General features: G+C 48.0%; 23 protein-coding genes. 6 read left to right on the top strand and 17 right to left on the bottom strand.

Going from position 1 to position 23,796, the window contains the following annotated elements; all coding sequences use genetic code 11:
* The first annotated feature begins 63 nt into the window (after nucleotides 1–63).
* Together IC230_RS16075 and IC230_RS16080 are read left to right on the top strand one after the other, a co-directional pair.
* Nucleotides 64–1,167 (top strand): o-succinylbenzoate synthase, encoded by a 1,104-nt coding sequence (locus IC230_RS16075; protein WP_191040058.1) that lies wholly within the window; start codon nucleotides 64–66, stop codon nucleotides 1,165–1,167.
* A 14-nt stretch (nucleotides 1,168–1,181) separates the two neighbouring features.
* On the top strand, nucleotides 1,182–2,684 hold the full coding sequence (locus tag IC230_RS16080; protein WP_191040059.1) for a helix-turn-helix domain-containing protein: 1,503 nt from the start codon (nucleotides 1,182–1,184) through the stop codon (nucleotides 2,682–2,684).
* Nucleotides 2,685–2,711: 27 nt separating this feature from the next.
* Here the strand turns inward: IC230_RS16080 and IC230_RS16085 are convergent, their stop codons facing one another.
* The 8 genes from IC230_RS16085 to IC230_RS16115 form a co-directional block, all read right to left on the bottom strand.
* Complete coding sequence (locus IC230_RS16085) at nucleotides 2,712–2,912, bottom strand: hypothetical protein (protein WP_191040060.1); 201 nt, start codon at nucleotides 2,910–2,912, stop codon at nucleotides 2,712–2,714.
* 309 nt (nucleotides 2,913–3,221) lie between these two features.
* Nucleotides 3,222–3,731, bottom strand: coding sequence for a hypothetical protein (locus tag IC230_RS16090; RefSeq protein WP_191040061.1), 510 nt, complete (start codon nucleotides 3,729–3,731; stop codon nucleotides 3,222–3,224).
* Nucleotides 3,732–3,929: 198 nt separating this feature from the next.
* Nucleotides 3,930–4,241 carry a DUF6804 family protein gene (locus tag IC230_RS34795; protein ID WP_394355493.1) on the bottom strand — a complete coding sequence of 104 codons (312 nt, stop codon included), beginning with the start codon at nucleotides 4,239–4,241 and terminating at the stop codon, nucleotides 3,930–3,932.
* 302 nt (nucleotides 4,242–4,543) lie between these two features.
* Entirely contained in the window at nucleotides 4,544–5,149 is a 606-nt protein-coding gene (locus tag IC230_RS16095; protein WP_191040062.1) for a porin family protein, read from the bottom strand.
* Nucleotides 5,150–5,332: 183 nt separating this feature from the next.
* Nucleotides 5,333–6,787, bottom strand: a complete 1,455-nt coding sequence (locus tag IC230_RS16100) for a TolC family protein (protein ID WP_191040157.1) — start codon at nucleotides 6,785–6,787, stop codon at nucleotides 5,333–5,335.
* Entirely contained in the window at nucleotides 6,762–9,956 is a 3,195-nt protein-coding gene (locus IC230_RS16105; RefSeq protein ID WP_191040063.1) for an efflux RND transporter permease subunit, read from the bottom strand. The genes IC230_RS16100 and IC230_RS16105 overlap by 26 nt, the downstream gene beginning before the upstream one ends.
* A 24-nt stretch (nucleotides 9,957–9,980) precedes the next feature.
* Nucleotides 9,981–11,114, bottom strand: a complete 1,134-nt coding sequence (locus IC230_RS16110) for an efflux RND transporter periplasmic adaptor subunit (protein ID WP_191040064.1) — start codon at nucleotides 11,112–11,114, stop codon at nucleotides 9,981–9,983.
* 160 nt (nucleotides 11,115–11,274) lie between these two features.
* On the bottom strand, nucleotides 11,275–11,679 hold the full coding sequence (locus IC230_RS16115; RefSeq protein ID WP_191040065.1) for a hypothetical protein: 405 nt from the start codon (nucleotides 11,677–11,679) through the stop codon (nucleotides 11,275–11,277).
* Nucleotides 11,680–11,813: 134 nt separating this feature from the next.
* On the opposite strand from IC230_RS16115, the gene IC230_RS16120 reads away from it, so the two are divergent.
* On the top strand, nucleotides 11,814–12,344 hold the full coding sequence (locus IC230_RS16120; protein ID WP_191040066.1) for a GNAT family N-acetyltransferase: 531 nt from the start codon (nucleotides 11,814–11,816) through the stop codon (nucleotides 12,342–12,344).
* Between the two features lie 78 nt (nucleotides 12,345–12,422).
* Here the strand turns inward: IC230_RS16120 and IC230_RS16125 are convergent, their stop codons facing one another.
* Entirely contained in the window at nucleotides 12,423–14,690 is a 2,268-nt protein-coding gene (locus tag IC230_RS16125) for an aconitate hydratase (protein WP_191040067.1), read from the bottom strand.
* Nucleotides 14,691–14,986: 296 nt separating this feature from the next.
* Here IC230_RS16125 and IC230_RS16130 point away from each other — a divergent pair, with 296 nt between their 5' ends.
* Nucleotides 14,987–15,457, top strand: coding sequence for a CHRD domain-containing protein (locus IC230_RS16130; protein WP_191040068.1), 471 nt, complete (start codon nucleotides 14,987–14,989; stop codon nucleotides 15,455–15,457).
* An 83-nt stretch (nucleotides 15,458–15,540) separates the two neighbouring features.
* Here IC230_RS16130 and IC230_RS16135 read toward each other — a convergent pair whose 3' ends face one another.
* The 8 genes from IC230_RS16135 to allB all read right to left on the bottom strand — a co-directional run bounded on the left by IC230_RS16135 (nucleotide 15,541) and on the right by allB (nucleotide 22,365).
* Nucleotides 15,541–16,008 carry an Hsp20/alpha crystallin family protein gene (locus IC230_RS16135; protein ID WP_191040069.1) on the bottom strand — a complete coding sequence of 156 codons (468 nt, stop codon included), beginning with the start codon at nucleotides 16,006–16,008 and terminating at the stop codon, nucleotides 15,541–15,543.
* Nucleotides 16,009–16,065: 57 nt separating this feature from the next.
* The gene (locus IC230_RS16140; protein WP_191040070.1) at nucleotides 16,066–16,332 is read right to left on the bottom strand and encodes a hypothetical protein; all 267 of its coding nucleotides are present in this window, start codon (nucleotides 16,330–16,332) and stop codon (nucleotides 16,066–16,068) included.
* Nucleotides 16,333–16,660: 328 nt separating this feature from the next.
* The gene (locus IC230_RS16145; protein WP_191040071.1) at nucleotides 16,661–17,893 is read right to left on the bottom strand and encodes a M20 family metallo-hydrolase; all 1,233 of its coding nucleotides are present in this window, start codon (nucleotides 17,891–17,893) and stop codon (nucleotides 16,661–16,663) included.
* Between the two features lie 206 nt (nucleotides 17,894–18,099).
* Nucleotides 18,100–18,432, bottom strand: coding sequence for a hydroxyisourate hydrolase (gene uraH, locus IC230_RS16150; protein ID WP_191040072.1), 333 nt, complete (start codon nucleotides 18,430–18,432; stop codon nucleotides 18,100–18,102).
* Nucleotides 18,429–18,935 (bottom strand): 2-oxo-4-hydroxy-4-carboxy-5-ureidoimidazoline decarboxylase, encoded by a 507-nt coding sequence (uraD, locus tag IC230_RS16155; RefSeq protein ID WP_191040073.1) that lies wholly within the window; start codon nucleotides 18,933–18,935, stop codon nucleotides 18,429–18,431. The genes uraH and uraD overlap by 4 nt, the downstream gene beginning before the upstream one ends.
* Nucleotides 18,932–19,678 (bottom strand): (S)-ureidoglycine aminohydrolase, encoded by a 747-nt coding sequence (allE, locus tag IC230_RS16160; RefSeq protein ID WP_191040074.1) that lies wholly within the window; start codon nucleotides 19,676–19,678, stop codon nucleotides 18,932–18,934. The genes uraD and allE overlap by 4 nt, the downstream gene beginning before the upstream one ends.
* 112 nt (nucleotides 19,679–19,790) lie before the next feature.
* Nucleotides 19,791–21,026 (bottom strand): allantoate amidohydrolase, encoded by a 1,236-nt coding sequence (locus IC230_RS16165; RefSeq protein WP_191040075.1) that lies wholly within the window; start codon nucleotides 21,024–21,026, stop codon nucleotides 19,791–19,793.
* A 4-nt stretch (nucleotides 21,027–21,030) separates the two neighbouring features.
* Nucleotides 21,031–22,365, bottom strand: a complete 1,335-nt coding sequence (gene allB / locus IC230_RS16170; protein ID WP_191040076.1) for an allantoinase AllB — start codon at nucleotides 22,363–22,365, stop codon at nucleotides 21,031–21,033.
* A 67-nt stretch (nucleotides 22,366–22,432) separates the two neighbouring features.
* Between allB and pucL the strand changes: the two genes are divergently transcribed.
* Nucleotides 22,433–23,278 carry a factor-independent urate hydroxylase gene (gene pucL / locus IC230_RS16175; protein ID WP_191040077.1) on the top strand — a complete coding sequence of 282 codons (846 nt, stop codon included), beginning with the start codon at nucleotides 22,433–22,435 and terminating at the stop codon, nucleotides 23,276–23,278.
* 135 nt (nucleotides 23,279–23,413) lie between these two features.
* Nucleotides 23,414–23,791, top strand: a complete 378-nt coding sequence (locus IC230_RS16180; protein ID WP_191040078.1) for a DUF5618 family protein — start codon at nucleotides 23,414–23,416, stop codon at nucleotides 23,789–23,791.
* The last annotated feature ends 5 nt before the right edge of the window (nucleotides 23,792–23,796 follow it).

Consider the following 23,796-nt stretch of genomic DNA (forward strand, 5'->3'; position numbering starts at 1 on the left):
CGCTTGAGCAGTCAAAAGTAGTATTTTTAGGATTGGGAATACCCGTTCTCACCGTTTGGGACAATGAGTTTAAAAGCCGACTACCTTCCATATACATTGCGATTTCGCGTCAAAGCTGGTACGTCGCGCGGCGCCCTTACGGAAAAAACGTCCTATTTTATACGGCTCTACGATACCAGTCAGCCAACAATTGTCGGCTATGGTGAGTGTGGCCCGTTGCAGGGGCTGAGCTACGATGACCGAGCCGATTTTGAAGATCAGTTGCGCCAATATTGCCAGGAATTTACCGAGTTAGACCTTCAACTCTTCCGCTGGAACGTACCGATTGTTCTTAACCAGATCATCAGTCCGCAATTCCCGAGTATTCTCTTCGGCTTCGAAACGGCGATGCTCGATTTTCTGTCGGGAGGATGCCGCATCATTCAGGCGTCTGATTTTACGGCAGGCCAACGGACGTTGCCTATTAATGGTCTGATCTGGATGGGCAGCTCAGACTACATGCGGCAGCAGATCGACGAAAAGCTACGCGTAGGATTTACGACCCTTAAACTCAAAATCGGCGCTATCGATTTTGAACAGGAATGTGATCTGCTGGCCATGATCCGGGATCGTTATAAAGCCGATCATATCACGATACGTGTTGACGCGAATGGTGCATTTCAACCAGCCGAAGCGATGACCAAACTGGAACGACTTGCTACGTACGATCTGCATTCGATTGAGCAACCCATACGGGCGGGTCAGTCCGATTTTCTGGCTGAACTTTGCCAACACACTCCCCTACCGATCGCACTGGACGAAGAATTGATCGGGCAGATGGAGTACGTACATAAATTTCGGTTGTTGAAAAAAATCCAGCCTCAGTTTATCGTACTGAAACCAACCTTGCTGGGTGGTCTTCGTCATTGCGATGAATGGATCGAGCTGGCTGGACGGCTGAATATTGGCTGGTGGATTACGTCGGCGCTGGAATCGAATATTGGTTTAAACGCCATTGCACAATATACGGCGCAATTCAAACACCTGATGCCACAGGGATTGGGAACGGGTCAGCTTTACACCAATAATATCGATAGTCCGCTTTCGGTAGAAGACGGTCACTTACACTATAATTTGGCTCATCCCTGGCATCTCAGTTCGCTGCTGACTAATGAGCCTGGGCACTAATTACTACCTATTCCTTGAACCTTCCTGCCGATCATATCCGCCTTTTATTTGGCCTGAAACTACGTCAACTCCGACTCGATAAAGGCTTGTCGGTCAGTGAACTGGCGCAGCAATCCGGCTTGTCGGTTTCGTACGTAACGGAAATCGAAAAGGGACGAAAATATCCGAAAGCGGATAAAATTTCAGCGTTGGCCAATGCCATGCAGGTGGAGTACGACACGCTTGTATCGCTAAAACTCAGCAAGAAATTAGAGCCTATCTCAGACCTGCTACGGTCTAAATTTCTGACCGAAATTCCGCTTGAACTCTTTGGTATCGATCCGTCTGATCTGCTGGAACTACTGGCCGAAGCGCCCGCTAAAGTCAGTGCAATGATTCGTACATTCATGGACATTGCCCTGAGTTACAACATGAGCGTTGAGCGACTGTACCTGACGATGTTACGGTCTTATCAGGAACTCCATGATAATTATTTTCCGGAGATTGAAGCCGACGCCGATCGGTTTCTGAGCGAATTTGCCCCCACACCCAGTCAGCCCATCACAGAAGGGCTACTGACTAATCTGCTTAAAACCCGTTACGGCGTTCATATTGAGTATTTTGACCCACTGGCGCAACCGGAATTGGTCTCACTACGTTCGGTTTTCCGACCTGAACACCAGACACTTCACCTCAATGCCAGCCTATCGGTAGAACAACGGGCGTTTATACTGGCGCGTGAAGTAGGGTTTCAGTTTATGCACCTGAAAAATCGGCCGTATACGTATTCATGGGTCGAAGCAGAGTCATTTGAGCAGATGCTCAATAATTATAAAGCGTCTTATTTTGCGGGTGCCATTCTGATTCGGCGCGACGTACTGGTAGCCAAGCTGAGTGAATTATTTGCCCGTGATGCCTGGAGCAACGACGCCTTTCTCCAGCTCATTACGGACTTCGGCGCTACGCCCGAGCGGTTCTTCTACCGGCTGAGTAATGTACTGCCCAGTCAGTTTGGCATCGATCAGCTGTTTTTCTACCGCTTTAACCACGTACCGGGCCAAACGACGTTTCAGCTGACGAAGGAGATGCATCTATCGCGGCAGCAGGGGCCGCGTGGGATTGTCGACGAGCATTTCTGCCGTCGCTGGATTGCCTGGACGATCCTGCAGGAGCTACAATTTCTGCAGCAAAACAAAGGCTTCGACAGCACCCTCTGCCGGGCGCAACTCTCTGAATATGCCGACTCCGGTCTGCAGTATTTGATCATTTCGGTTGCTCACCCCTTTCAGCCGCAATTTCAGCAAAACATGAGCGTATCGATGTGCTTTGCCGTGAACGACGCCCTGAAAAGTAAAATGAAGTTTCTGGCTGAGTCGCACGATGTGAAGTCCCTAACTGATATTCCCTTCCGGGTAGTCAACCAAACCTGCGAACGATGCGGTATTTTCGATTGCCGCGAACGGGTAGCCGCTCCTACCGTCCTGCAAAAGAAGCGCCAATTTGCCGCCGTGAAAAAGGCGATGGATGCGTTGAAATGAGAGTGAAGGATTCGACATTGCACTTATTTATGGTGCATCTACTTCAATCAATAGATAGCCGTTGTCTGCCGTTTTAGGTTCATAAACAACAGAAAACTGAGTATAAGTAAAAGCCGTTGTAAATGCTTTATCTATATGCCCTTTAATCTCTAATGAATAAGAGGGATCAATTTTGTTCGGTCCATTTGGAATATACACTACTGCTTTCCCATTTAGATACCCTCTCACTCGAATTATAACTGGGGGATCAATGTATGGTAAAATCGATTTATTTTTTACTAGAAAAGTTTGCTATTGTTAACATCATAAACTGTAAAATATCGACTTCTGCAACCAATTAAACAGCTAAGAAGGCTTATAAATACTAAACTCTTAAGTTTTAGCATATAGAAAAATTTATAATATGTGATAAGTATATATCACTATAAAAATTGTGCTTATCTCAGTCTTGTTGAATAAATAAGATTATGTAAAGAGAATAAAATCACAACTCTGCTAGTTCACAGAAGTGTAATATTAGTCGAATAATACAAAACACTATAAAGCCGATTGCTTCAGGGTGACGTCTAAATTATTATACTGAAAAATACCCTGCCATTTGCCTTTTAAGGAGTAACGTTGACCGCTTGTTGTATTTTCTAAAATGCACTCAAAAGAACAACTGAGTTGATAAGCGTCAATCTGACGAATGATATCAATTTTTGACTTTGGAGGAATATTGATGGTTGATGTTGCTCCCCGATTAGGAACATATGGTTTTTGTTGTTGACTAGAGCTAAGCGGGTATGTGTCGATGGATTGAACAAAGGAGTTACTACCATTACCGTACTGCTCTTGAGGGATATGTACCTCAAACTTGCTTAAGTCAAACTCTATGGGCAATTGGGCTGCAGGATCTAAGGTAAATTGAGATGTTTTAATCAGTTCACTGAGGTCCTCTGTTACCTGTTGAGTTGACGAAGCACTACTCGGATTTTGTACACTTGCCCCCTTCAATTGCTGTGTTGTAGTATCGATTCGATCACCCACGCCCAAATAATACCGCATGTTTTTGAGCTGATAACTAGCTGGCAGAATGGTACCTGGCTCAGCGGGTTCAGGCTTTGAGCAAGAAATAATAAGCGTGGCTATCAGTAAAATAGGCGTCGAGACAAGAAACGAGTGATTTTGTGATCGGTTGAGTGTTCATATTTATTCGTTGAGTTTAGTGAGTCCATTTTGTTGTATAAGTGGCATTATGTAAAGCTACTCTTCATTCTGTGTTTTTAATGGGCGTAAGGCTAACAGAACGAAAGTGAAAGCCACTACCGAATCAACAGTACTCCGTGTGGGTTGAGTAAAACCAATACTTACAAACGGATTCCACAAAACAGCAATCATTAGTAGGCCCATTACGGCAACGATAGAATCCTTGACTAGGATAGCGCTATAAATGGCCAGACCGCAACTGGCAATCCGTAATATTAAGATCAGACCGTGAGGCAATGGTACTCGGGCCAGAGTAGCTAAAACGATAAAAGCAGCGGTGACTAGCAGAGTCGTTTTATAGATATTCATAAGTTAACAAAGCAATTACGTTGCTAATCTATAGATATTTCATTAACATAATAGAAGGTTTTCGTATCCCCTTTCTAAAGGACAATTGGGCCTGTTGCTGCTGCTTGTATAGAGTGGTTAATCTTGAAATATTCCCTTAACATAACGTTGCTTACAAGTTGCTTATAAAAAATCACTAAGAATAGTACAATAAAAGGGCCATAAAACAAGCAAAAACTGAGTCATAAGAAATATAAATTAAACTGGCTTTAACTAGCTACAGTCATTGAGCTATTTACTAATCAAGCCCGGCGCTCGCTCCATCACTTCGTTGTTGGAATACCAATTTGTATGCCCACATTCAGCATAAAGAATTTTGTCGTTCGGTCGAAGTTGACGTTACCAACTCCACCTACATTCGCGCTGCCGTCTTTGTTACCAAACATAATGTTATAGTCGCCTTCGGCAAAAATACCCAGATTCCCCAAGGCAAGCATGAGACCTACTTTGGGCGCAACACCTACGTTGGTTGAATTTACTTTGCTGGTTTCCTGATTATTAAATTTTATCCGGTAACCGGTGGCATAAACACCTACCTCTGCACCAATATAAGGGCGCAAAAAGCTATCCGTGAAATAATAGTCGATCATGCCGGTAATGGGAATAATTCCTGCCGAATATTCCAAGCTTTGGCCGACCGCTTCAAATTTTCGGTTTTCACCAAAGGCTTTAAGACCAATACCAATGTCCAGTTTAGAGGACAGAAACAGTTTGGCATTGATGCCCCCGCCATAAAATGTTTCCGAGCCTTTGGCATCGCCCGATGCTAAGGAACCGTGTAGACCAACAGAAAACTGAGCCCGTCCAGGGAGAGCTGATAATAGGCAGATACTTACCAGGCCAACTAAGTTGAAGAAAAATCGTTTCATGATACGTTTTGATTTAGCAGGTGAATGATTTTATGAATAACTCACAAACGATCTCATGGTTTTACATCAGCTAAAGAACCTTATGTAAACGATATAAAAAATTAAACAACAGACCTATACAATCATTTTGTCTCAGTCAGAACACACTTTCCGCTACGTTCGTAAACACCGTCGTAGCATGGACTATTGCCACCCTCCGCCTAAAGCGCGGTATAAATCTACCAGTGCCAGGAACTGTGCCCGTTTGGTGTTGATCAACGACAACTCTGCGTCGAGTACATTGCGTTGCGCTGTAATAACTTCCAGATACGTAGCATATCCATTGGCGAATAACTCATTCGACGTAGTAGCCGCCTGTCGAAGTACGGCTACCTCCTGCTGCTGAAGACTCGCTACGTTCCGGTAGTTTTCCAGTCCTTTCAGGCTGCTAACCACTTCAGAAACCCCCGTCAGCATGGCCCGCTGATACGTGTAATACGCTTCGCGGCTTTGCGCTACCGATATTGTCAGGTTTCCTTTCAGCAACCGACGGTTGAATATGGGGGCCGCTAGTCCCCCGAATATACCCAGTGTCAGCGACTGCGGGCTGAGTAACACCCCAGGCCGGAAAGCATTAAAGCCCAGATACGGCGTCAGGTTGAGCGATGGCAGGAATTCAGCCCGTGCTACAGCAACATCGACACTAGCCGCTTCCAGTTCGCGCTCAGCCTGTCGGATGTCGGGGCGACGACGTACCAGTTGCGCCGGTATGCCAGCGGATACGGTGGCCGGTAAGGACTGTTTTTCGATGGATGCCCCCCGCGCTATTGATTGTGGATAGCGGCCTAGCAGTGTATTGAGTTGGTTTTCTGTTTCAACGATCTGCTGCCGCACACCACCCTCCAGCGCACGCGTATTCAACAACTGCGCCCTGAATTGTTGAACAGCCAATTCGGTTACCCGGCCCGCATCTTTCTGAACCTGCACCAGTTCGAGGGCTTTTTGTTGCAACTCGACGTTATCACCGATGATTTCCAGTTCTGCATCTAAGGCCAGTAATCCGTAATACAATCGGGCTACATCAGCCGTCAACGATGTAACAACCAGGTTTCGGCCTTCCTGCGAAGCCAGAACCCGTGTTAGGGCCGCCCGTCGGCGGTTGCGAAGTTTACCCCAGATGTCAATCTCCCATGAACTGCGCAGGCCAACAAAATAGTCTGGGGTAGGATTCGGTATCAGGCTTTGGCCCGTTACGTTGCCTGACAAATTGGTATCGTAATTGCCAACGCCATTCAGGGTATAGCGTCCATAGCGATCGACGGCTGCGGTCGCTACGGCATCGACCCGCGGCAGTAAAGCTCCGCGAGCAATGCCAAAGTTAGCCCTGGCTACTTCGATACGCTGCAAAGCAATCCTTAAATCAGGATTACGACTCAGCGCCGTATCGATCAGCGTCACCAGATTTCGGTCGGTAAACAACGTCTGGTGCGGCAATGCCCCAATTCCGGTCGAATCGGTCCTGCCAACATATGATTCGGGCACCAGGAGCCTGGGCACTGGTGCGGGAGTATGCTGAATCCGACAACTGCTGATGCTGCCGGCAAAAAATAAACTCAGTAAAAAAGAGGACGTGTTACGATTCCTGAAGAACGGCACCATTCGCATTCGTTTTGGTGGAAAGAGAGTCGAGTTTTTCGTCATCGCTGGACAAATCTTTTGAATCAAACCGCTGAGCAAGTTTGGCAAACACTACGTATAGGCCCGGCACCAGTACTAAGCCGAACACCGTTCCAATAAACATCCCTCCGGCTGCTGCCGTACCAATAGATCGATTACCCAGTGCGCCGGCACCCGATGCAATACACAGCGGAATCAGCCCGGCGATAAACGCCAGCGATGTCATCAGAATGGGCCGTAAGCGGGTGACAGCACCTTCAATGGCCGCTTTCACGATCGGAAGACCTTCCTTCTGGCGCTGGTTGGCAAACTCCACGATCAGGATGGCGTTTTTCCCCAGCAAACCAATCAGCATCACCAGCGATACCTGCGCGTAGATGTTGTTTTGTAACCCCGCCAGTTGCAGACACAAAAACGATCCAAAAATCCCGGCGGGCAATGACAACAGCACTGGCAACGGCAGGAATAAACTTTCGTATTGTGCTACTAGCAGCAGGTAGACGAAAACCAGGCAGATCAGGAAGATGAAAATAGCCTGATCGCCCGATAGCACTTCCTCCCGTGACATACCCGACCAGGCAAATACGTACCCACGTGGTAACTCTTTATCAGCCACTTCCTGCACGGTACGTAGCGCGTCGCCACTACTATACCCCGGAGCCTGTTCGCCGTTGATAAGCGCTGACATGTACATATTATAGCGTGTAATTTGCTCCGGCCCATACACCCTTTCCAGTCGTACGAAATTGGAATAAGGCACCATTTCCCCCGCATCGTTCTTTACCCGCAAGGCCAATACGTCCTCTGGCTTGGCTCGATATTCAGGGGATGCCTGCACCATCACTTTATACATCTGCCCGAAGCGGATAAAGTTCGACGCGTAAAAGCTACCCATCATCGTTTGCAGCGTACCCATCGCGTTTTCAATCGACACCCCTTTCTGAGCGGCTTTATCCTGGTCGACGTGGAGTAGATACTGCGGGAAACTGGGGTCGAAACTCGTAAAGGCATTCCCAATTTCAGGCCGCTTTTTCAGGGCAGCAATAAACTTATCGCCTACTTTCTTCAATTTGATCAGATCGCCCGTTCCCGTCTGATCGAGCAATCTTAATTCAAAACCGCTGGAGTTACCAAAACCCGGAACGGTGGGCGGAGGGAAAAACTGGATGCTGGCATCCTGAATCGTTTTGGTTTTTTCGACAAGATCAGCAATGACGTCATCAACGGTTTGTTTACGTTTATCCCAGCTTTTCAGGTTAATCATACCCATCCCGTACGAAGCGCCATTTCCATCGGTCATCATACTGAAACCGGCCAGGGTCGACACGTTTTCGACCGATTCCATTTTTGAGGCTACTTTCTCAATCTTGTCCATTACGTCTTCCGTACGCTTAACGGTCGCGCCAACGGGCGTCGTTACGTTCACGTAAATCATACCCTGATCTTCCGTCGGAATGAAACCACTTGGCAATATTGAGCTTATGCCCCAAGTTCCAGCGGCAAACAAAGCCAACATCGCCAATGTAACGATACCCCGGCTGGCAACCCGCCGGAGTAGTTTCTGATAGCGACCCGTCAAGGCATCGAATCCCCGATTAAACCGAGCAAAAACGCGCCCTAGTAATCCAGTTGCTTCATGACCGTGAGTTGGCCGAAGCAACAACGCGCACAAAGCCGGGGTAAGCGTAACGGCGTTAATACCCGAAATAACAATGGCCACCGCCAGCGTCAGCGAAAACTGCCGATAGAAAATACCCACCGGCCCCGACATAAATGCTACGGGAACAAATACGGCCGACATCACCAGCGTGATAGCAACAAGCGCACCGCTGATCTCTTTCATAGCCGCAAACGTAGCGGCTCTCGGCGATAAATTTTCTTCGGCCATTTTGGCGTGAACAGCCTCAACGACCACAATCGCGTTATCGACCACAATCCCAATCGCCAGTACCAGCGCGAACAGGGTCAGCAGGTTGATCGAGAAACCAATGGTGCTCATGAAGGCAAAGGCACCGACCAGTGCCACCGGAACCGCCAGTGCACAAATCAGGGTTGATCGCCAATCCTGCAGGAACAGGAAAACGACCAGGAACACCAGCACAAACGCTTCGATCAGGGTTCTGACTACTTCGTGAATCGATGCGTCCAGAAAGCGCGATACGTCATACGCAAAGTTGTAGTTCATACCCGGCGGGAATTTGGTTTTCTTCAATTCCGCCATCTTCTCCTTTACGTTGTTGATGACTTCCCGCGCATTGGAACCTGGCCGTTGTTTGAGCATGATCGACGCCGAGGGACGCCCGTCGGTTTTCGACAGTACGTCGTAGTTGAGTGAGCCAAACTCTACATCCGCTACGTCTTTCAGGCGAAGAATCGAACCGTCCGTTTCAGCCCGTAACACGAGATTTTCGTACTGCTTCGGTTCAAAAAATTTACCCGTATAGCGCAATACGTACTGCAACATCTGTGGACTCCGGTCGGCACTTTCACCCGCTTTCCCGGGAGCAGCTTCTACGTTTTGCTTACGAATGGCGTCAATGACATCATCGGCCGATAAATCATACGAGGTCATGCGGTCAGGCTTTAGCCAAACCCGCATCGAATACTCACGAGCACCCATGATGGTAGCCACGCCAACGCCATCGATTCGTTTCAGCTCGGCTAGTACGTTAATATCCGCGAAATTGTAAATAAATTTTTCGTCAGCGGTGGGATCATCACTTAACACGTTGAGGTACAGCAGCATACTATTCACCTCTTTCTCGGTAGATACCCCTGATTTGGTCACTTCCGTGGGTAATTCGTCCAGCACGGTTGTTACGCGGTTCTGAACACTCATGGCCGCCAGATCGGGATCGGTACCTACTTTAAAAAATACCTGAATAACCGTCGAGCCATCGTTTCCTGACACGGAGTTCATATATACCATGTTTGGCACCCCGTTGATGGCCCGTTCAAGCGGCATGGCTACCGCTTTCGTCGCCACTTCAGCATTTGCACCGGTATATTTAGCCGTCACGATTACTGACGGAGGTACAATGTCGGGGAACTGGGTAACGGGTAAACCCAACAACGCCAGAAATCCCAGCAACGTAATCAGCACTGAAATCACGGCCGACAACAGCGGGCGTTTAATAAATAAATCGAACATGCATGAAGAGGATTTTGGTCACTGTTACTGCTTAGCCAGGTCATGACGCAGGCTGTCAGTCGAAATCGCCTGGGGAACAATCTGGTCGCCATCGTGAATATTCTGAATACCTTCGTAAACAACCCGCTCACCCGGTTTCAACCCTGAACGAACAATGTAGTTTAAGCCAATCCGGGCCTGTGGCTCGAAGCTTCGTGACTTTACTTTGTTCGACGCATCGACCACAAATACGTAGTTTTTATCCTGCACTTCAAACACGGCTTTCTGGGGCACCAGCAATGCGTCGCTTACGAGACTGGGAAGTCTGACCTTTCCCGATGAGCCGTGTTTCAGTAGTTTTTTCGGATTCGGAAACCTCGCCCGGAAAGCAATCGTACCGGATTCTTCCTCAAAGACGCTTTCCATGGTTTCGATACGTCCTTTGAATGGGTAAGGCGTTTCATCCGCCAGCATCATCTCAACCTCCTGACCGCCTTTTCCGACCAGGTCTCGATTTCGTTTTATAAAGCTTAAATACTCTTTTTCCGATACGTCGAAATACGCAAATACCTCATGAATGTCAGACACTTCCGTTAATAAGGCACCCTCTTCGATCAGACTGCCCATTTTGAACGGAATGCGGTTAATGACGCCGTCGAACGGAGCCCGGATATTGGCGTGTGCCAGTCGCAAGGCGGCTGTTTCCTGGGCCGACTGAGCCCCTTCAATCTGAGCACGGGCCGCATCCAGTTTGGCTTTTGCCAGATCAAGTTCCGACGGCGAAACGATTTTTTTGTCGACCAGCAGCTTTACCCGACCTACTTCCACCTCGGCCGTTTTCGCTTCCGCCACGGCACTCTTCAACGCGGCACGCGCCTTTTCCAGTCCAACCCGATATTCAGCCGCGTTCAGGCTGAACAGTAGTTGACCCTGGCGAACCGTTTGGCCCTCATCGACGTGAATTTTTTCCAGAAACCCCGACACACGCGCCCGAATTTCTACATTTCGAACCGCTTCGAGGGTCGTTACGTAATCACGTTGCAGAGTTGTCGGTTGTTGGGTTAACTGGACAACCGGTACCGTCAGTTTTTCAGGCTCCTCGGTTTTCTTTTCATCACCGGAGCAGCCGATGAACAGTATACTTATCAGGAGAATACTTGATCTTAACATGTTTTTCATAAGGAAGTACAGAACAATTGGGTGTGACCAGAAGGCGCTGGAGCGAACCATCCGGCAATCCGGTTTTCCAGAAACAGAAATAACACTAACCAGTTGATTAACTGATTAGTAGACTTACGATAATTCCGTAGTAGCGTTGTGATCAGGAGCGAAGCCTGACTTAAATCGTGGGTTGAGGGGGCGGAGCAATGATTTCCTGTACGTGTACAGAAACAGGCTCAGGCCAAAAGGACACATTCCCCGTTAACAGAAACTGAACGACTGCCCGTAAGGGCGCAAATACAAAAAGCTGGTTGAAGTCGTAATCCTGCTCCTGCTCGGTTAGTTCAGACTCATCATCTGGATCATCGTGTTCGGGCACAGCGTCCTGAATGCCGAAGCATTCTTCCAATAAAAACTCACTGATGCTCTCAATTTTATTAACCGACAATTTTTCATCGCTGACGGTCATCCGACCAGTCAGGGGCATCATATCCTGCACGTCAACACTAAGATTGACCAGGTGCAAAGCCATTAACAGGCAAAGAACCCGGTACACCCAAAAGTTGTATTGTCGATTAGTCATATTGTTCGGAAATCAAATATACTCCGAGCCCATTAAAAACTCAACTAATTACCCGCCAGATAGTTATAAAACTTGGATAAAGATAACTCGATCAAGATAAGATTAAATTTAGATTAAAATACCAAAATTACTTTATGACTTTTTTAAGAATCACGGATGGGCACCCGTACCTGGCCACGATACGAAACTGGTACACAGACGCCTTCCCACCTGATGAGCGACGACAGGCCGACGAACTCGTTGAGCTGCTCCCCCGCTCAGATATGAACCTCTGCGCGCTGATCTCTGACAATCAAGTAGTGGGTTTCATTAGTTACTGGCACTGGGACGATATTGTCTTCGTCGAGCATTTTGCCATTGATCCTGCACAGCGCGGAAAACGCTTTGGTCAACAGGCGCTGTCGCTTTTAGTACGTATTCCTACCCAGTATATTATCCTGGAAGTTGAGCGACCTATCGACGAAATCAGTCATCGACGGATCAAATTTTACGAACGACAGGGATTCACATTAAATCCATTTGACTATGTCCAGCCGCCTTATCAGGCAGAAAAATCAGCGGTCCCAATGCGCTTGATGTCGATTCCAGCCATCACCAGCGAAGCGGAATTCATCGATTTAAGCGGGTTGATCAGAGAGCGGGTTTATGAACGGTTTTATACCTAAAAACAAACCCGACCATTTACCCCTGTCGGATACATGGTCGGGTTGAAAAGTATCGGATAAATACCCGCCTTTTACGTGTTACGCGTTTTGCTTCATCCGAATGATGTTCAACGCAGCGCCTGCTTTGAACCACTCGATCTGACCTTCGTTGTAGGTATGATTAACAGCGAATTCGTCGGTCGTTCCATCAGCATGGTGCAGCACGATCTCAAGCGGACGACCTGGAGCAAACTCCGTTAATCCATCGATATCGATCACATCATCTTCCTGGATTTTGTCATAATCCGCCGGGTTGGCGAATGTTAAAGCAAGCATACCCTGCTTTTTCAGGTTCGTTTCGTGGATACGCGCAAAGGAACGTACCAGAATGGCCCGAACACCCAGGAAACGAGGCTCCATAGCCGCATGTTCGCGGGATGAGCCTTCCCCGTAGTTCTCGTCACCCACGACAATCGACCCGATGCCAGCGGCTTTATACGCTCGTTGCACGGCAGGAACTTCGCCATATTCGCCCGTCAGTTGATTTTTTACGGTGTTGGTCTTCTCGTTGTAGAAGTTTACCGCGCCGATCAGCATGTTGTTCGAGATATTGTCCAGGTGACCACGGTATTTCAGCCAGGGACCCGCCATTGAGATATGGTCGGTGGTACACTTGCCTTTCGCTTTGATCAGCAGTTTCAGCCCTTTGATGTCAGTACCTTCCCAGGCCGCGAATGGGGCCAACAGTTGCAGTCGGTCGGAGGTTGGCGAAACGATTACCTGTACGCTGGAGCCATCCGCAGCCGGTGCCTGATAACCGGCATCGTCAACGGCGTAGCCTTTTACAGGCTGCTCGATTCCCTGCGGTTCATCGAGTTTCACCTGCTCACCATTTTCGTTGGTCAGGGTATCCGTCATTGGGTTAAACGTCAGGTCACCGGCAATGGCTAATGCCGTTACGATTTCGGGGGAAGCCACGAAGGCGTGGGTGCTGGCGTTTCCGTCGTTCCGCTTGGCGAAGTTCCGGTTAAACGACGTAATGATCGAGTTTTTGCGGGTCGGATCGTCCATATGCCGTGCCCATTGGCCAATACAGGGTCCACAGGCATTGGCCAGCACGACACCACCAATTTCTTCGAACGTATCGAGCAGTCCATCACGTTCAGCCGTAAAACGAACCAGTTCCGAACCCGGTGTAACGGTAAATTCAGCTTTGGTTTTCAAATGCTTAGCGGTTGCTTGGGCCGCTATCGACGCCGAACGGGTCATGTCTTCATAGCTGGAGTTCGTGCACGAACCGATCAGACCAACTTCCAGTTTTTCGGGCCAGCCGTTTTCTTTCACCGCCTTGGCAAAATTTGATATTGGCCAGGCCAGGTCAGGTGTGAACGGACCGTTGATATGGGGTTCCAGTTCCGACAGATTGATTTCAATAAGCTGGTCGTAATACGAAGCCGGATCAGCATACACTTCTTCGTCGGCCCGGAGATCCGCTTTAACAGCATCGGCTGCGTCGGCAATATCGGCCCGGCTGGTAGCCTTCAGGTAGTTGGCCATTTTCTCGTCATAGGCGAAAATCGACGTTGTCGCACCGATTTCAGCACCCATGTTACAGATCGTGCCTTTCCCCGTCGCTGACAGACTTTCAGCCCCTTCGCCAAAATATTCAACGATGCAGCCCGTCCCGCCTTTTACAGTCAGGATACCCGCTACGCGTAGAATTACGTCTTTGGCCGATGCCCAACCACTTAGCTTACCCGTTAACTTAACGCCAATGAGTTTCGGCATTTTCAATTCCCAGGCCAGTCCCGCCATGACGTCACAGGCATCAGCTCCACCCACGCCAATGGCAATCATGCCCAGACCACCCGCGTTGGGCGTGTGCGAATCGGTACCAATCATCATACCACCCGGAAAGGCGTAGTTTTCAATCACCACCTGGTGAATGATCCCCGCGCCGGGTTTCCAGAAACCAATACCGTATTTGTTCGAAATAGACGACAGGAAGTCGTACACTTCTTTGTTTTTATTTTTGGCAATGTCCAGATCCTGCTCGGCTCCGACTTCGGCCTGAATCAGGTGATCGCAGTGAACCGTTGACGGAACCGCTACCTGCGGCCGACCCGCCTGCATAAACTGCAACAACGCCATTTGGGCCGTTGCGTCCTGCATGGCCACCCGGTCGGGTGCGAAATCCACGTAGGCTTTCCCCCGCTCGAACGCCTGTGTAGGCATACCGGCAAAGAGGTGACTATACAAAATCTTTTCCGACAGAGTCAGCGGTTTGCCCACTGCCTGCCGGGCTGCTTCGACGCGTTCGCCGAGGTTTGCATAAACGCGCTGAATCATGTCTAAATCAAAAGCCATAGCAAGTAGGAATAACAGGTTACTGAAAAGTACGTTCTATAAAAACAACCAACGAATGCCTAAAATGGATTCCAGTTAGCGGATCAAAATTAGAAGATTCTGGAACGTTTTGGAAATATTGCACGCTAATCCGCCGATTCGTTGATAAATAGTCGGTACTATCTCTTAACAACAGGCCCGCTCAATCTGTTTATTTGCTGATAAGTGACACCAAAACGATAATCATTCTAAATTACCGAATCACATTGCAATCCCTCGCTTATCCTGCATATTTGATCTACAAACGCTAACATCCTATGTACAAACGAAACATTTTTCTATCCATAGCAGCGCTGCTGGCAGTCGGATTAACGCTTACTTCGTGCCTTGATGAAGAGAATCCATACACGGTCGGTTTGGGAGTTACTCCGCCAACTTCGTTTACGGCTACCCTAAACGGCGCCAGCGAAAAACCAACCTCAACAACGTCAACAGCAACTGGTGCGTTTGTGGGTAAGTTGAATGAAACAACGCGCGTTTTGAGCTATACGGTTACGTATACAGGGTTAACGCCAACAATGGGACACCTACACCGGATCGATACAACCAGAACGGACGGTACAGGTGGAATTGACATTCCATTTCCTAGCCTAACGTCACCAATTATCGCCAGCACAACGGCCTTAACGCCCTTGCAGATTTACCGGATGAAGAACAACCAGTATTATGCGAATCTGCATACGACGCAATATCCTGCTGGTGAGATCCGTGGCGATCTTAGACGGTAATATTGTTTTAAAGAGACTTGTATGATAACAAAAAGCCAGCCTATTTTGAGGGCTGGCTTTTTTACTTATATCCAGTGGCACAATTATGCCACAGTAATCGTCTGAGCTGGCTTATTCGTCTCAGGATTCTTTGGGAGTACCACTTTCAGAACGCCATCGGCATAACTAGCCGAAATGCTTTCCGTGATCACTTTATTGTTGAGCTGAAAAGACCGCTCAAACGAACGATTGCTGTGTTCCTGATACGTATAAGTACCCGTTGCACTGGACTCGGCAATATCTGATTGGTCGGTACCCTGATATGAAATGGTCAGTACGTCGTCTTTTACGGCCAGCTTTACGTTTTCTTTCACTAAAGCGGCTGCAAATAAGGAAATAACGTATTCCCCATCGGTTTCTTCAATATTAACCGGTACCTGATGGAACTCGCCCATGTGGCGCCCCCAGAAACCACCGAACTTGCCACGGTTAAAAGGACCACCAAACTTACCACGCCCCCACGGGCCACAATTACCTCTATTACCGGTTTCGAATGCTTGTTTATTATACATGGTTGTGTTTTGTCTTGTGTTTACTGATTTGTTTTTGATTGTTTACTCGTTTTTGGCTTAGCCAATGGGAATGACGCGTTCATAACTGGCTCTGGTCACGCCTGAACGGTACGTCGGATTGTCAATCGAAATGATGGTTGACGACTGCCACCCCCCGCGACCCAATGGTCCAAATGCCCGGCCACCCATCAAACGTGGTCCTACCACCCGGGCCAGCAGAAATAAACCAGCCCCGACCAGCAGAACTTTTATGATGAGGGTTAACAGAAACAGGGCCAATCCGACCGCCAGGGCCACGCCCGCTACTCTCCAAATGATGTTCATGTTGTTTATGATTTTAATGGTTTTAATGGTTTATAAAAGTCCTGTGTAGCCGAAAGACCGATGCAACTGAGGTAGACAATGAAAAATCTGCCGTCTTTTCAGCGCCCTTACTTCCTGGTTGTGGGCTTTGATAGGGATGACGGTTAGTGATGTTCTTTTACTTTAACAAATCGCAAACTTTTTCAGAAAAGACGTAGCGCCATCTTCACTTTTATCGACTAATCTCCTGGCAATAAGTGCACTAGCTATCATAAAAAATTTTCGTTTTCAACAAAAAATCCCCACCGTTTATTGGTAGGGATTGTCGTTTCGGACAAATTTCTTCGGATCAACCCACTATTTTCAGGATGGTCTGATAAAGTACTTCACTCCCTAAAGCCAGGTCTTCGTAAGACGCGTATTCCAATGGATTATGACTAATGCCGTCTTTGCATCGAACAAAGATCATCCCATAATCGCAGGCTTCTGACATCACGAGCGCATCGTGGAAAGGGCCACTGACCAACTCCGGCGCATCTAAACCCAGCTCGACACAACTTTCCCGAATCGTATCTTTAATCCAGTCAGCGCAATAGCTTGATTTAATATCCGTATCGACCGTGAGTTCGTAGGTCAGTCCGTGCTGCTGCGAAATAGCCTCAATGGCCTCCTTTAATTGCCGTTCGCAGGTATCCCGACGAACCATGTCAATATCCCGGAACTCCATTGTCATGTTAACGGCTTCGGGGATGATGTTACGTGACGACGGGAACACGTTTAGCGTACCGACCGTCCCCACCGTTGGCGCAGGCGTAAACTGTGACGCGATTTCATTGACTGCCACGACAACTTTTGCGGCACCGAGCAAGGCGTCTTTACGTAACGGCATAGGTACCGAACCCGCATGACCGGCCATTCCTTTCAGGTTCAGGCTTAGCAACAGCGGTCCGGCAATACCACTGACAATACCAATGGGTTTGTTTGATTTGTCAAGCACCGGCCCCTGCTCGATGTGCAGCTCAATGAAGCAACGAATGCTACCGGGAGCATATTGATCTTCGTTGAATTTGGTGATGTCGCAGCCGAAATCACGTAAGGCCTGCTCACGCGTTACGCCGTCTTTGTCTTTCCGTTGCAGCTCACCGTCTTCCAGTTTCCCCAGAATGCCGCGCGACCCAAAAAGACCTTTGTTAAATCGCCAGCTTTCTTCATCGGCAAAGGCAATGACGTCAATGCTGCATTCGGGTACGATTCCTTTTTCGGCAATGGTACAAACGGCTTCAATCGCGCACAATACACCCGATATGCCATCGAACCGGCCACCGTATGGCTGCGTATCCAAATGAGAGCCAGTCATCAATATGGGCGCATCCGGATTTTTGCCTTTCAGTCGCCCAATCAGATTACCAAGACTGTCGATACGTACCGTTAAGCCCGACGATTCCATCCAGCCTTTAGCCTGTTCAAACATCTGTTTTTCCAGAGGAGAATGGGCAGGGCGACACATACCCGTTTCGCCAATTTTTCCAATTTCACTTGATACCTCGAAGAAATGCTGAAGACGCGCTGCGTTTATATTCATTTGTATAAAGTAATTTGTGTTCATCGGTAGTCATTGTTCGTTATCGACCGTTTACAAGTGAATGAGGATATATGACTAGGAGTTGACCAATTCAATGGTTTGAGAAAAAGGTACCACGGGTTTTAACCCGTTTTTTGGGTCGATTCCCGAACGGGTTAAAACCCGTGGTACCGGTAATAAGAATTAAATCGGAGCAGTACTAGTTATCACGAACCCCGATAGGTTGAATAGCCAAACGGATTTAGTAGCAAGGGAATATGATAATGTTCGCCGGTGATTACGGAGAACGTAATGTCGACAAACGGATAGAACGTAGTAACACCCAGTTTATCGAAATAAGCCTGTGTCTCAAACCGCAATTTATACGTACCGGATGGAATGGCCTCCGACAGTAAGTTACTGATACGTCCATCCGAGTTGGTACTTCCCTGAGCAAGCTCCATCCAATCGTTTTGTTGATGACGGCACAACGTAATAGAAACGCCTTCGGCTGGTTTTCCGAGGGTTGTGTCGAGAATGTGGGTGGTGATCGGGCTCATGTCGATAGCAATTTTTCCAGCCGGATTTTAGTGATTTTATTTTGCTCCTGCATGGCAATCAGGATTTCTTCTTCGGGTGAATTAGGTAATCTTGATTCCAGAATGTCCAGCATTTCGTCGGCAGATTTTCCGGTAGCGTACACGATGAAAATATACCCGAATTTCTCTTCGTACAGTCGATTGCCTTCGGCCAGCTTTTCCAGTACGTCCTGCGATGCCGTAGACACGCCCGATTGCTCGCCCGATGCCCAGGCTTTAGTATTGGCAAATTTTTCACGTAACGAATTGATGTCGCCAATTTTAGGGTGATGCTCGAACGCTTCCCGCCAGTCGCTTTGGGAGCAGGCAAACCAGATAATTTCGGCTTGTTCGAACAGACTTTCTTTACTCTCGACTGGAAAAATTTTTGCCATCTCATTTAGCCAGGCCGTTGAGCCACAACACGTAGCGAGAGCTTCTTTGAGCTGCGAAACCGGCAATTCATTTAATTCGGGCAGGATCATACAGTCGTTGGGAAGCGGTTCACATTCTTGTAATAAATATAAACCGCTGGTTCTTTGCCCATGGCCGTAAACCACTGCTGGCAGTACGGTGCCATCCAGATCGAATCCCCTTTTTTGATCGGATACCAGTCTTTGTCGAGCATGTACACCCCCTGCCCTTGCAGATAAATCAGGCCATGCTCCATAATGTGTGTTTCGACAAATGGCAGATGTCCACCCGGATCGTAGGTAAAAATATTGACCGCCATATCGAACGCCAACGTATCTGGCAAGAGCACCTGTAAACGTAGCGCAGCATCGCCCAGGTACGTTGGTCCTTCAATGTTCGCAGCATCTCCGAAGATGACGGGTGGTACGTCGTACCCATCCAGTTTTTCGTAGACTTTATGAAACGTCAACAGTTGAGTACCCGGCTCTGGCTTGTCAACTTTGTACTCTTTGGCGATTGGAATGTAAACGAACTGGCCTTTTTCTAACGTGTTTGTTTCTCCTCCAACTGTGGCAGTACACCGGCCTTCAACTACATAAAAGAACAGTTGTGAATGTAGTGTAGCCCCTGTCAGTACACTAATCTCGTTTAACGTGATGAGCGTCTGACAGAGATGAGCGCCCATCTGTTCGTTGATGATCACATTGACCGTGCAATTGTCCCAACCCGGCACGCGACTATTGATGTAGCCATCGGGACTGATGACGGCATGATTCCGTTTAACGACAGATCGGGTAAGTGCTGAAATTTCCATACTGTTTATTTCTGATGAGTTTATAGGCTTTCTGTCATTCCGACGAAGGAGGAATCTCAAGCTTGACTAATGCACAACATTGAGATTCCTCCTTCGTCGGAATGACAGAAAATTATTGTTCAAGTAAGTATTTCATAAATGTATCGGCAACTTGTAGTGTCGCAGCCATATCGGTTAGGTCAACATGTTCGAGTGGGTTGTGACTAATTCCTTTGAAACAACGCACAAACAGCATGGCGATTGGTGCAACCAGTGAAATTGGCACCCCATCATGGCCAGCTCCGCTGACTAAACGTATTACATCATAGCCACTACGTTGAATAGTCTGTTCGAGTAGTTCACTCATGCCCTTGTCGCAGGCAACGGAAGCCGTTTCCTGAATCAAACCCCAATCAACCTGAACAGTCCGTTTGTGCCCAATGTCCAGACAAATTTGCTGCAATTGCTGATACGCTGACATTAGAACGGCTTCATCGTTACTCCGAACATCCAGACTGCAACTGACTTCGCCGGGAATCACATTGCTGGCAGCATTCACTACGTTCAACTTGCCTACCGTAGCGACCAGATTCACCTGAGTAGCGGCCAGCTTTTCTACTTCCAGAACAAATTCAGCCGCTGCACAGAGAGCATCCTGACGCATCGTCATTGGAACCGTTCCCGCATGACCAGCCATTCCCGTAAATGTAATTTCGATACGTTTCTGACCAGCAATGTCCGTGACAACGGCTACCGGTACGTTACGTTCGTATAAGACGGGGCCCTGCTCAATGTGAATCTCGAAATAACCGAACCAATCATCGGGCGCAATCGCATCCGCCGGTAGCTGCGTTACGTCGTTACCCATGAGCTGAATCACTTCGCTCAGCGTACTACCCGAATCATCTTTTTTATCGAGAAGGTCTGGATCAAACGAACCGGCAACGACTTTACTGCCGAGATACGTAGTATGAAATCGAACCCCTTCTTCGTCACTGAATGCAATCAGTTCAATATGAAATGGCAGTGGTTTGGCTGATCGAACGAGTTGATCAACGAGATCTACTCCCATGATCACGCCCAGTGGTCCGTCAAACTTTCCGGCGTTCACGACCGTGTCCATGTGCGAGGCTATGACAAACGTTTTGGCACCAGCATTCGAACTTTCCAGCCTGCCTCGCACATTACCAATCGAGTCGATTCGCGTTTGTAAACCAACGTCCTCCATCCACTGCTGAATCACGCGACTTCCCTGCTGAAACGTAGCGGTGCCAAACGTTCGGGTAATGCCCGCAGGGTCTTCGCTGATCGACGCCAGTTCGTTGATTTTTGTCAGTACGTTCACGGCCCGCTGCAAATAGACATTCATTGACTTAACGCATGATAAGTTTTCCGGCATTTAACGTAGTGAAGTGGCCTTCATCAAAAACCTGAACGCCACTCAGGAACGTCTGCTCGACAACGCCATACAACACCTCGTTTAGATACGGAGTCATCTTATGTCGGTGCTGCAGCCTGTCTTCCGAAACGGTAAATGATTTTTCCGGATTCCAGACCAGTAAATCAGCATCGTAGCCGGGTGCAATGCGTCCTTTTCGCTGCGACAATCCGGCTAATTCGGCAGGTTTTTCACAAAGCCACCGGGCCATATCCGATACGGTAAAACCCCGCTTTCGGGCGGCTGTCCATAATACCGGCAAGGCCAGTTGCAACGATGCAATCCCGCCCCAGGCTTTCATAAAATCACCGCGCTGCATTTGCTTCAAATCAGGCGGAGCGGGCGAATGATCAGTGGCGACAAAATCGATGATTCCGGCTCTTAAGGCTTCCCACAACTGATCATTATTTACTTTTTCACGTATCGGCGGAGCACATTTGAATTGGGTTTGCCCATCCAGAATAGCCTCTGCGTTGAAAAATAAGTAATGCTGCCCGGTTTCGACCGTCAACGGCAAACCTTTTTCTTTTGCCTTCGCAATCGGTTCAATGGAGTTCGCCGACGACAAATGCACGATGTGCGTTCGACAAGTGTATTCTTCGCACAAGCGAATCATCATATCGATGGCGTTATCTTCCCATTCTTTCGGACGGGATGCCAGGTAGTTCTGGTGTGATCTGGCATCGCCAGTGGCCAGCACCTCATCCGTCGATAATTCGCAGTGCACCAGCAACGGTAAGCCATATTCAGCGATGATCGGCATGGCTTTTCGGAGGTCGTCCTCCGTTACGTTCGGAAATTCGTCGATACCGGAATGCGTTAGAAATGCCTTGAAACCCAAAACCCCTTTATCGATCAGTCGTTTAATTTCGTCCGTATTCCCGGGCACGAGTCCACCCCAGAAACCGCAATTCGTATGCAGCTTTCCCTGAAGAGCCGCTAGTTTCTGGTCGAACGCTTCTGCTGTGGTGGTTACGGGTGACGAATTCAACGGCATATCAACCAGCATAGTCAGCCCGCCCGCAATAGCCGCGCGCGTTGCCGTATCAAAGCCTTCCCATTCCGTTCGGCCCGGTTCGTTGATGTGCACATGCGGATCAATAACGCCCGGCATCAATACGCGATCCTGAATGTCGATTACGTTGCCAGCAAAACCTTGTGGCAGGTCGGATACGACATCGGCAATCATACCTTCTTTGATCAGGACAACTGCCGGTCGGCTTCCCGTTGGCGTAAGAACCGCATTGCTCCGAATCGCGAACTCACTCATATGATTCAAAATAGGGAATTAATCACTATACTAGAGGCTAATACTACCCAAAACAGCCGAAACAACCATGAAGCTTACGTTGAAAAAAAATGCGTACGGTAAGAATGCCATCAATTTATCTAAAATCATTCGGCATCCTACCTACCATGAATTCAGGCAGATCTCAGTCAACGTATCGTTGGAAGGCGATTTTGACACGGCGCATACAATCGGTGATAACGCGAAGATTCTCCCCACCGATACGCAGAAAAATACCATTTACGCACTTGCAAAAGAGCATTTTACGGACTCCATCGAAACCTTCGGCCTGTATGTAGCGAATCATTTCATCAACAATAACCCGCCGGTTTCGCAGGTAACAATCAGCATCATTGAACATCCCTGGACGCGCATGGCTTTCGATGGCGAGCTCCATCACCATGCTTACGTTGGCGGTGCTTCCGAGAAACGTACCACGACTATTACACAGACAGCCGACAGCGTAACCGTTACGTCTGGCCTTAAAGACCTGCTGATTCTGAAAACGACTGATTCGGGTTTTGAAGGGTATAGTAAGGATCAGTATACTACGTTGAAAGAAACCCCTGATCGCATTTTCGCTACGCAGTGCGAAGCCACCTGGACCTACACCGCACAACATCCTGATTATACAGCCCTCTTTACTAAAATTCGCGAAACGCTGCTGAAAACATTCGCGCATCATAAAAGTCTATCGGTTCAACAGACCCTGCTGGCGATGGGCGAAGCGGTATTGAACGAAAATGCTGAAGTCAGCGAAATAACCCTTAAACTCCCCAATAAACACCATATCTTATTCAACCTGGAGCAATTTGGTATGGAAAACAAAAATGAGATTTTCATCGCTACCGACGAACCCTACGGCTACATTACGGGAACGGTGTCGAGGGAATGATGAATAAAGCTTTTTATTGCTCTTAGTTGTTAAGGCTAATGCTGTTTGTATCTACCAGGCGAATTATTGTTTATTAAACTGCAGTAAACTATTATTTTTACGGCCAAGTTCATTCCAAAAGCAGAGTCCACAAATATGGCATCAATACAGGAAGCTAAACGATACATCGATAATGCGCGGGAAATTTTACGGGACAAGGCGCGCAAGGAAGACGGATATTATCAGGACACGAAGTACGTTAAAATGGCAGGCCATACAGCCTACGCGGGTATTTTATTAGTTTTAGATGAATTCTTAGGCAAAAAAGGCAAAGGCCGCAAAGATGTCGGCTGGTATAAAGAACATCTAGGAAAACTGGATAGAAAATTGCTTACAACCTTTGTCTCAGCCTATGATATCCTACATCTATCTATGAGTTACGATGGCAATCCAAATTCAACAGTAGCATCGGTCGGTCTTCAGGAAGCGGACACCATCATCAATTGGGTAGAAACTCGAACAGCAACAACTTAAGCGAT

Origin of the sequence: Spirosoma validum (genome assembly GCF_014699035.1) — a bacterium.
GTDB lineage: Bacteria > Bacteroidota > Bacteroidia > Cytophagales > Spirosomataceae > Spirosoma > Spirosoma validum.

What these genes read in the sequence shown, in the direction of transcription:
- IC230_RS16075 (WP_191040058.1), top strand. Translation starts at nt 64, where the DNA reads ATGAGTTTAAAAGCCGACTACCTTCCATATACATTGCGATTTCGCGTC.
- IC230_RS16090 (WP_191040061.1), bottom strand. Translation starts at nt 3,731, where the DNA reads ATGCGGTATTATTTGGGCGTGGGTGATCGAATCGATACTACAACACAG.
- IC230_RS34795 (WP_394355493.1), bottom strand. Translation starts at nt 4,241, where the DNA reads ATGAATATCTATAAAACGACTCTGCTAGTCACCGCTGCTTTTATCGTT.
- IC230_RS16095 (WP_191040062.1), bottom strand. Translation starts at nt 5,149, where the DNA reads ATGAAACGATTTTTCTTCAACTTAGTTGGCCTGGTAAGTATCTGCCTA.
- IC230_RS16100 (WP_191040157.1), bottom strand. Translation starts at nt 6,787, where the DNA reads ATGGTGCCGTTCTTCAGGAATCGTAACACGTCCTCTTTTTTACTGAGT.
- IC230_RS16105 (WP_191040063.1), bottom strand. Translation starts at nt 9,956, where the DNA reads ATGTTCGATTTATTTATTAAACGCCCGCTGTTGTCGGCCGTGATTTCA.
- IC230_RS16110 (WP_191040064.1), bottom strand. Translation starts at nt 11,114, where the DNA reads ATGAAAAACATGTTAAGATCAAGTATTCTCCTGATAAGTATACTGTTC.
- IC230_RS16115 (WP_191040065.1), bottom strand. Translation starts at nt 11,679, where the DNA reads ATGACTAATCGACAATACAACTTTTGGGTGTACCGGGTTCTTTGCCTG.
- IC230_RS16120 (WP_191040066.1), top strand. Translation starts at nt 11,814, where the DNA reads ATGACTTTTTTAAGAATCACGGATGGGCACCCGTACCTGGCCACGATA.
- IC230_RS16125 (WP_191040067.1), bottom strand. Translation starts at nt 14,690, where the DNA reads ATGGCTTTTGATTTAGACATGATTCAGCGCGTTTATGCAAACCTCGGC.
- IC230_RS16130 (WP_191040068.1), top strand. Translation starts at nt 14,987, where the DNA reads ATGTACAAACGAAACATTTTTCTATCCATAGCAGCGCTGCTGGCAGTC.
- IC230_RS16135 (WP_191040069.1), bottom strand. Translation starts at nt 16,008, where the DNA reads ATGTATAATAAACAAGCATTCGAAACCGGTAATAGAGGTAATTGTGGC.
- IC230_RS16140 (WP_191040070.1), bottom strand. Translation starts at nt 16,332, where the DNA reads ATGAACATCATTTGGAGAGTAGCGGGCGTGGCCCTGGCGGTCGGATTG.
- IC230_RS16145 (WP_191040071.1), bottom strand. Translation starts at nt 17,893, where the DNA reads ATGAATATAAACGCAGCGCGTCTTCAGCATTTCTTCGAGGTATCAAGT.
- uraH (WP_191040072.1), bottom strand. Translation starts at nt 18,432, where the DNA reads ATGAGCCCGATCACCACCCACATTCTCGACACAACCCTCGGAAAACCA.
- uraD (WP_191040073.1), bottom strand. Translation starts at nt 18,935, where the DNA reads ATGATCCTGCCCGAATTAAATGAATTGCCGGTTTCGCAGCTCAAAGAA.
- allE (WP_191040074.1), bottom strand. Translation starts at nt 19,678, where the DNA reads ATGGAAATTTCAGCACTTACCCGATCTGTCGTTAAACGGAATCATGCC.
- IC230_RS16165 (WP_191040075.1), bottom strand. Translation starts at nt 21,026, where the DNA reads ATGAATGTCTATTTGCAGCGGGCCGTGAACGTACTGACAAAAATCAAC.
- allB (WP_191040076.1), bottom strand. Translation starts at nt 22,365, where the DNA reads ATGAGTGAGTTCGCGATTCGGAGCAATGCGGTTCTTACGCCAACGGGA.
- pucL (WP_191040077.1), top strand. Translation starts at nt 22,433, where the DNA reads ATGAAGCTTACGTTGAAAAAAAATGCGTACGGTAAGAATGCCATCAAT.
- IC230_RS16180 (WP_191040078.1), top strand. Translation starts at nt 23,414, where the DNA reads ATGGCATCAATACAGGAAGCTAAACGATACATCGATAATGCGCGGGAA.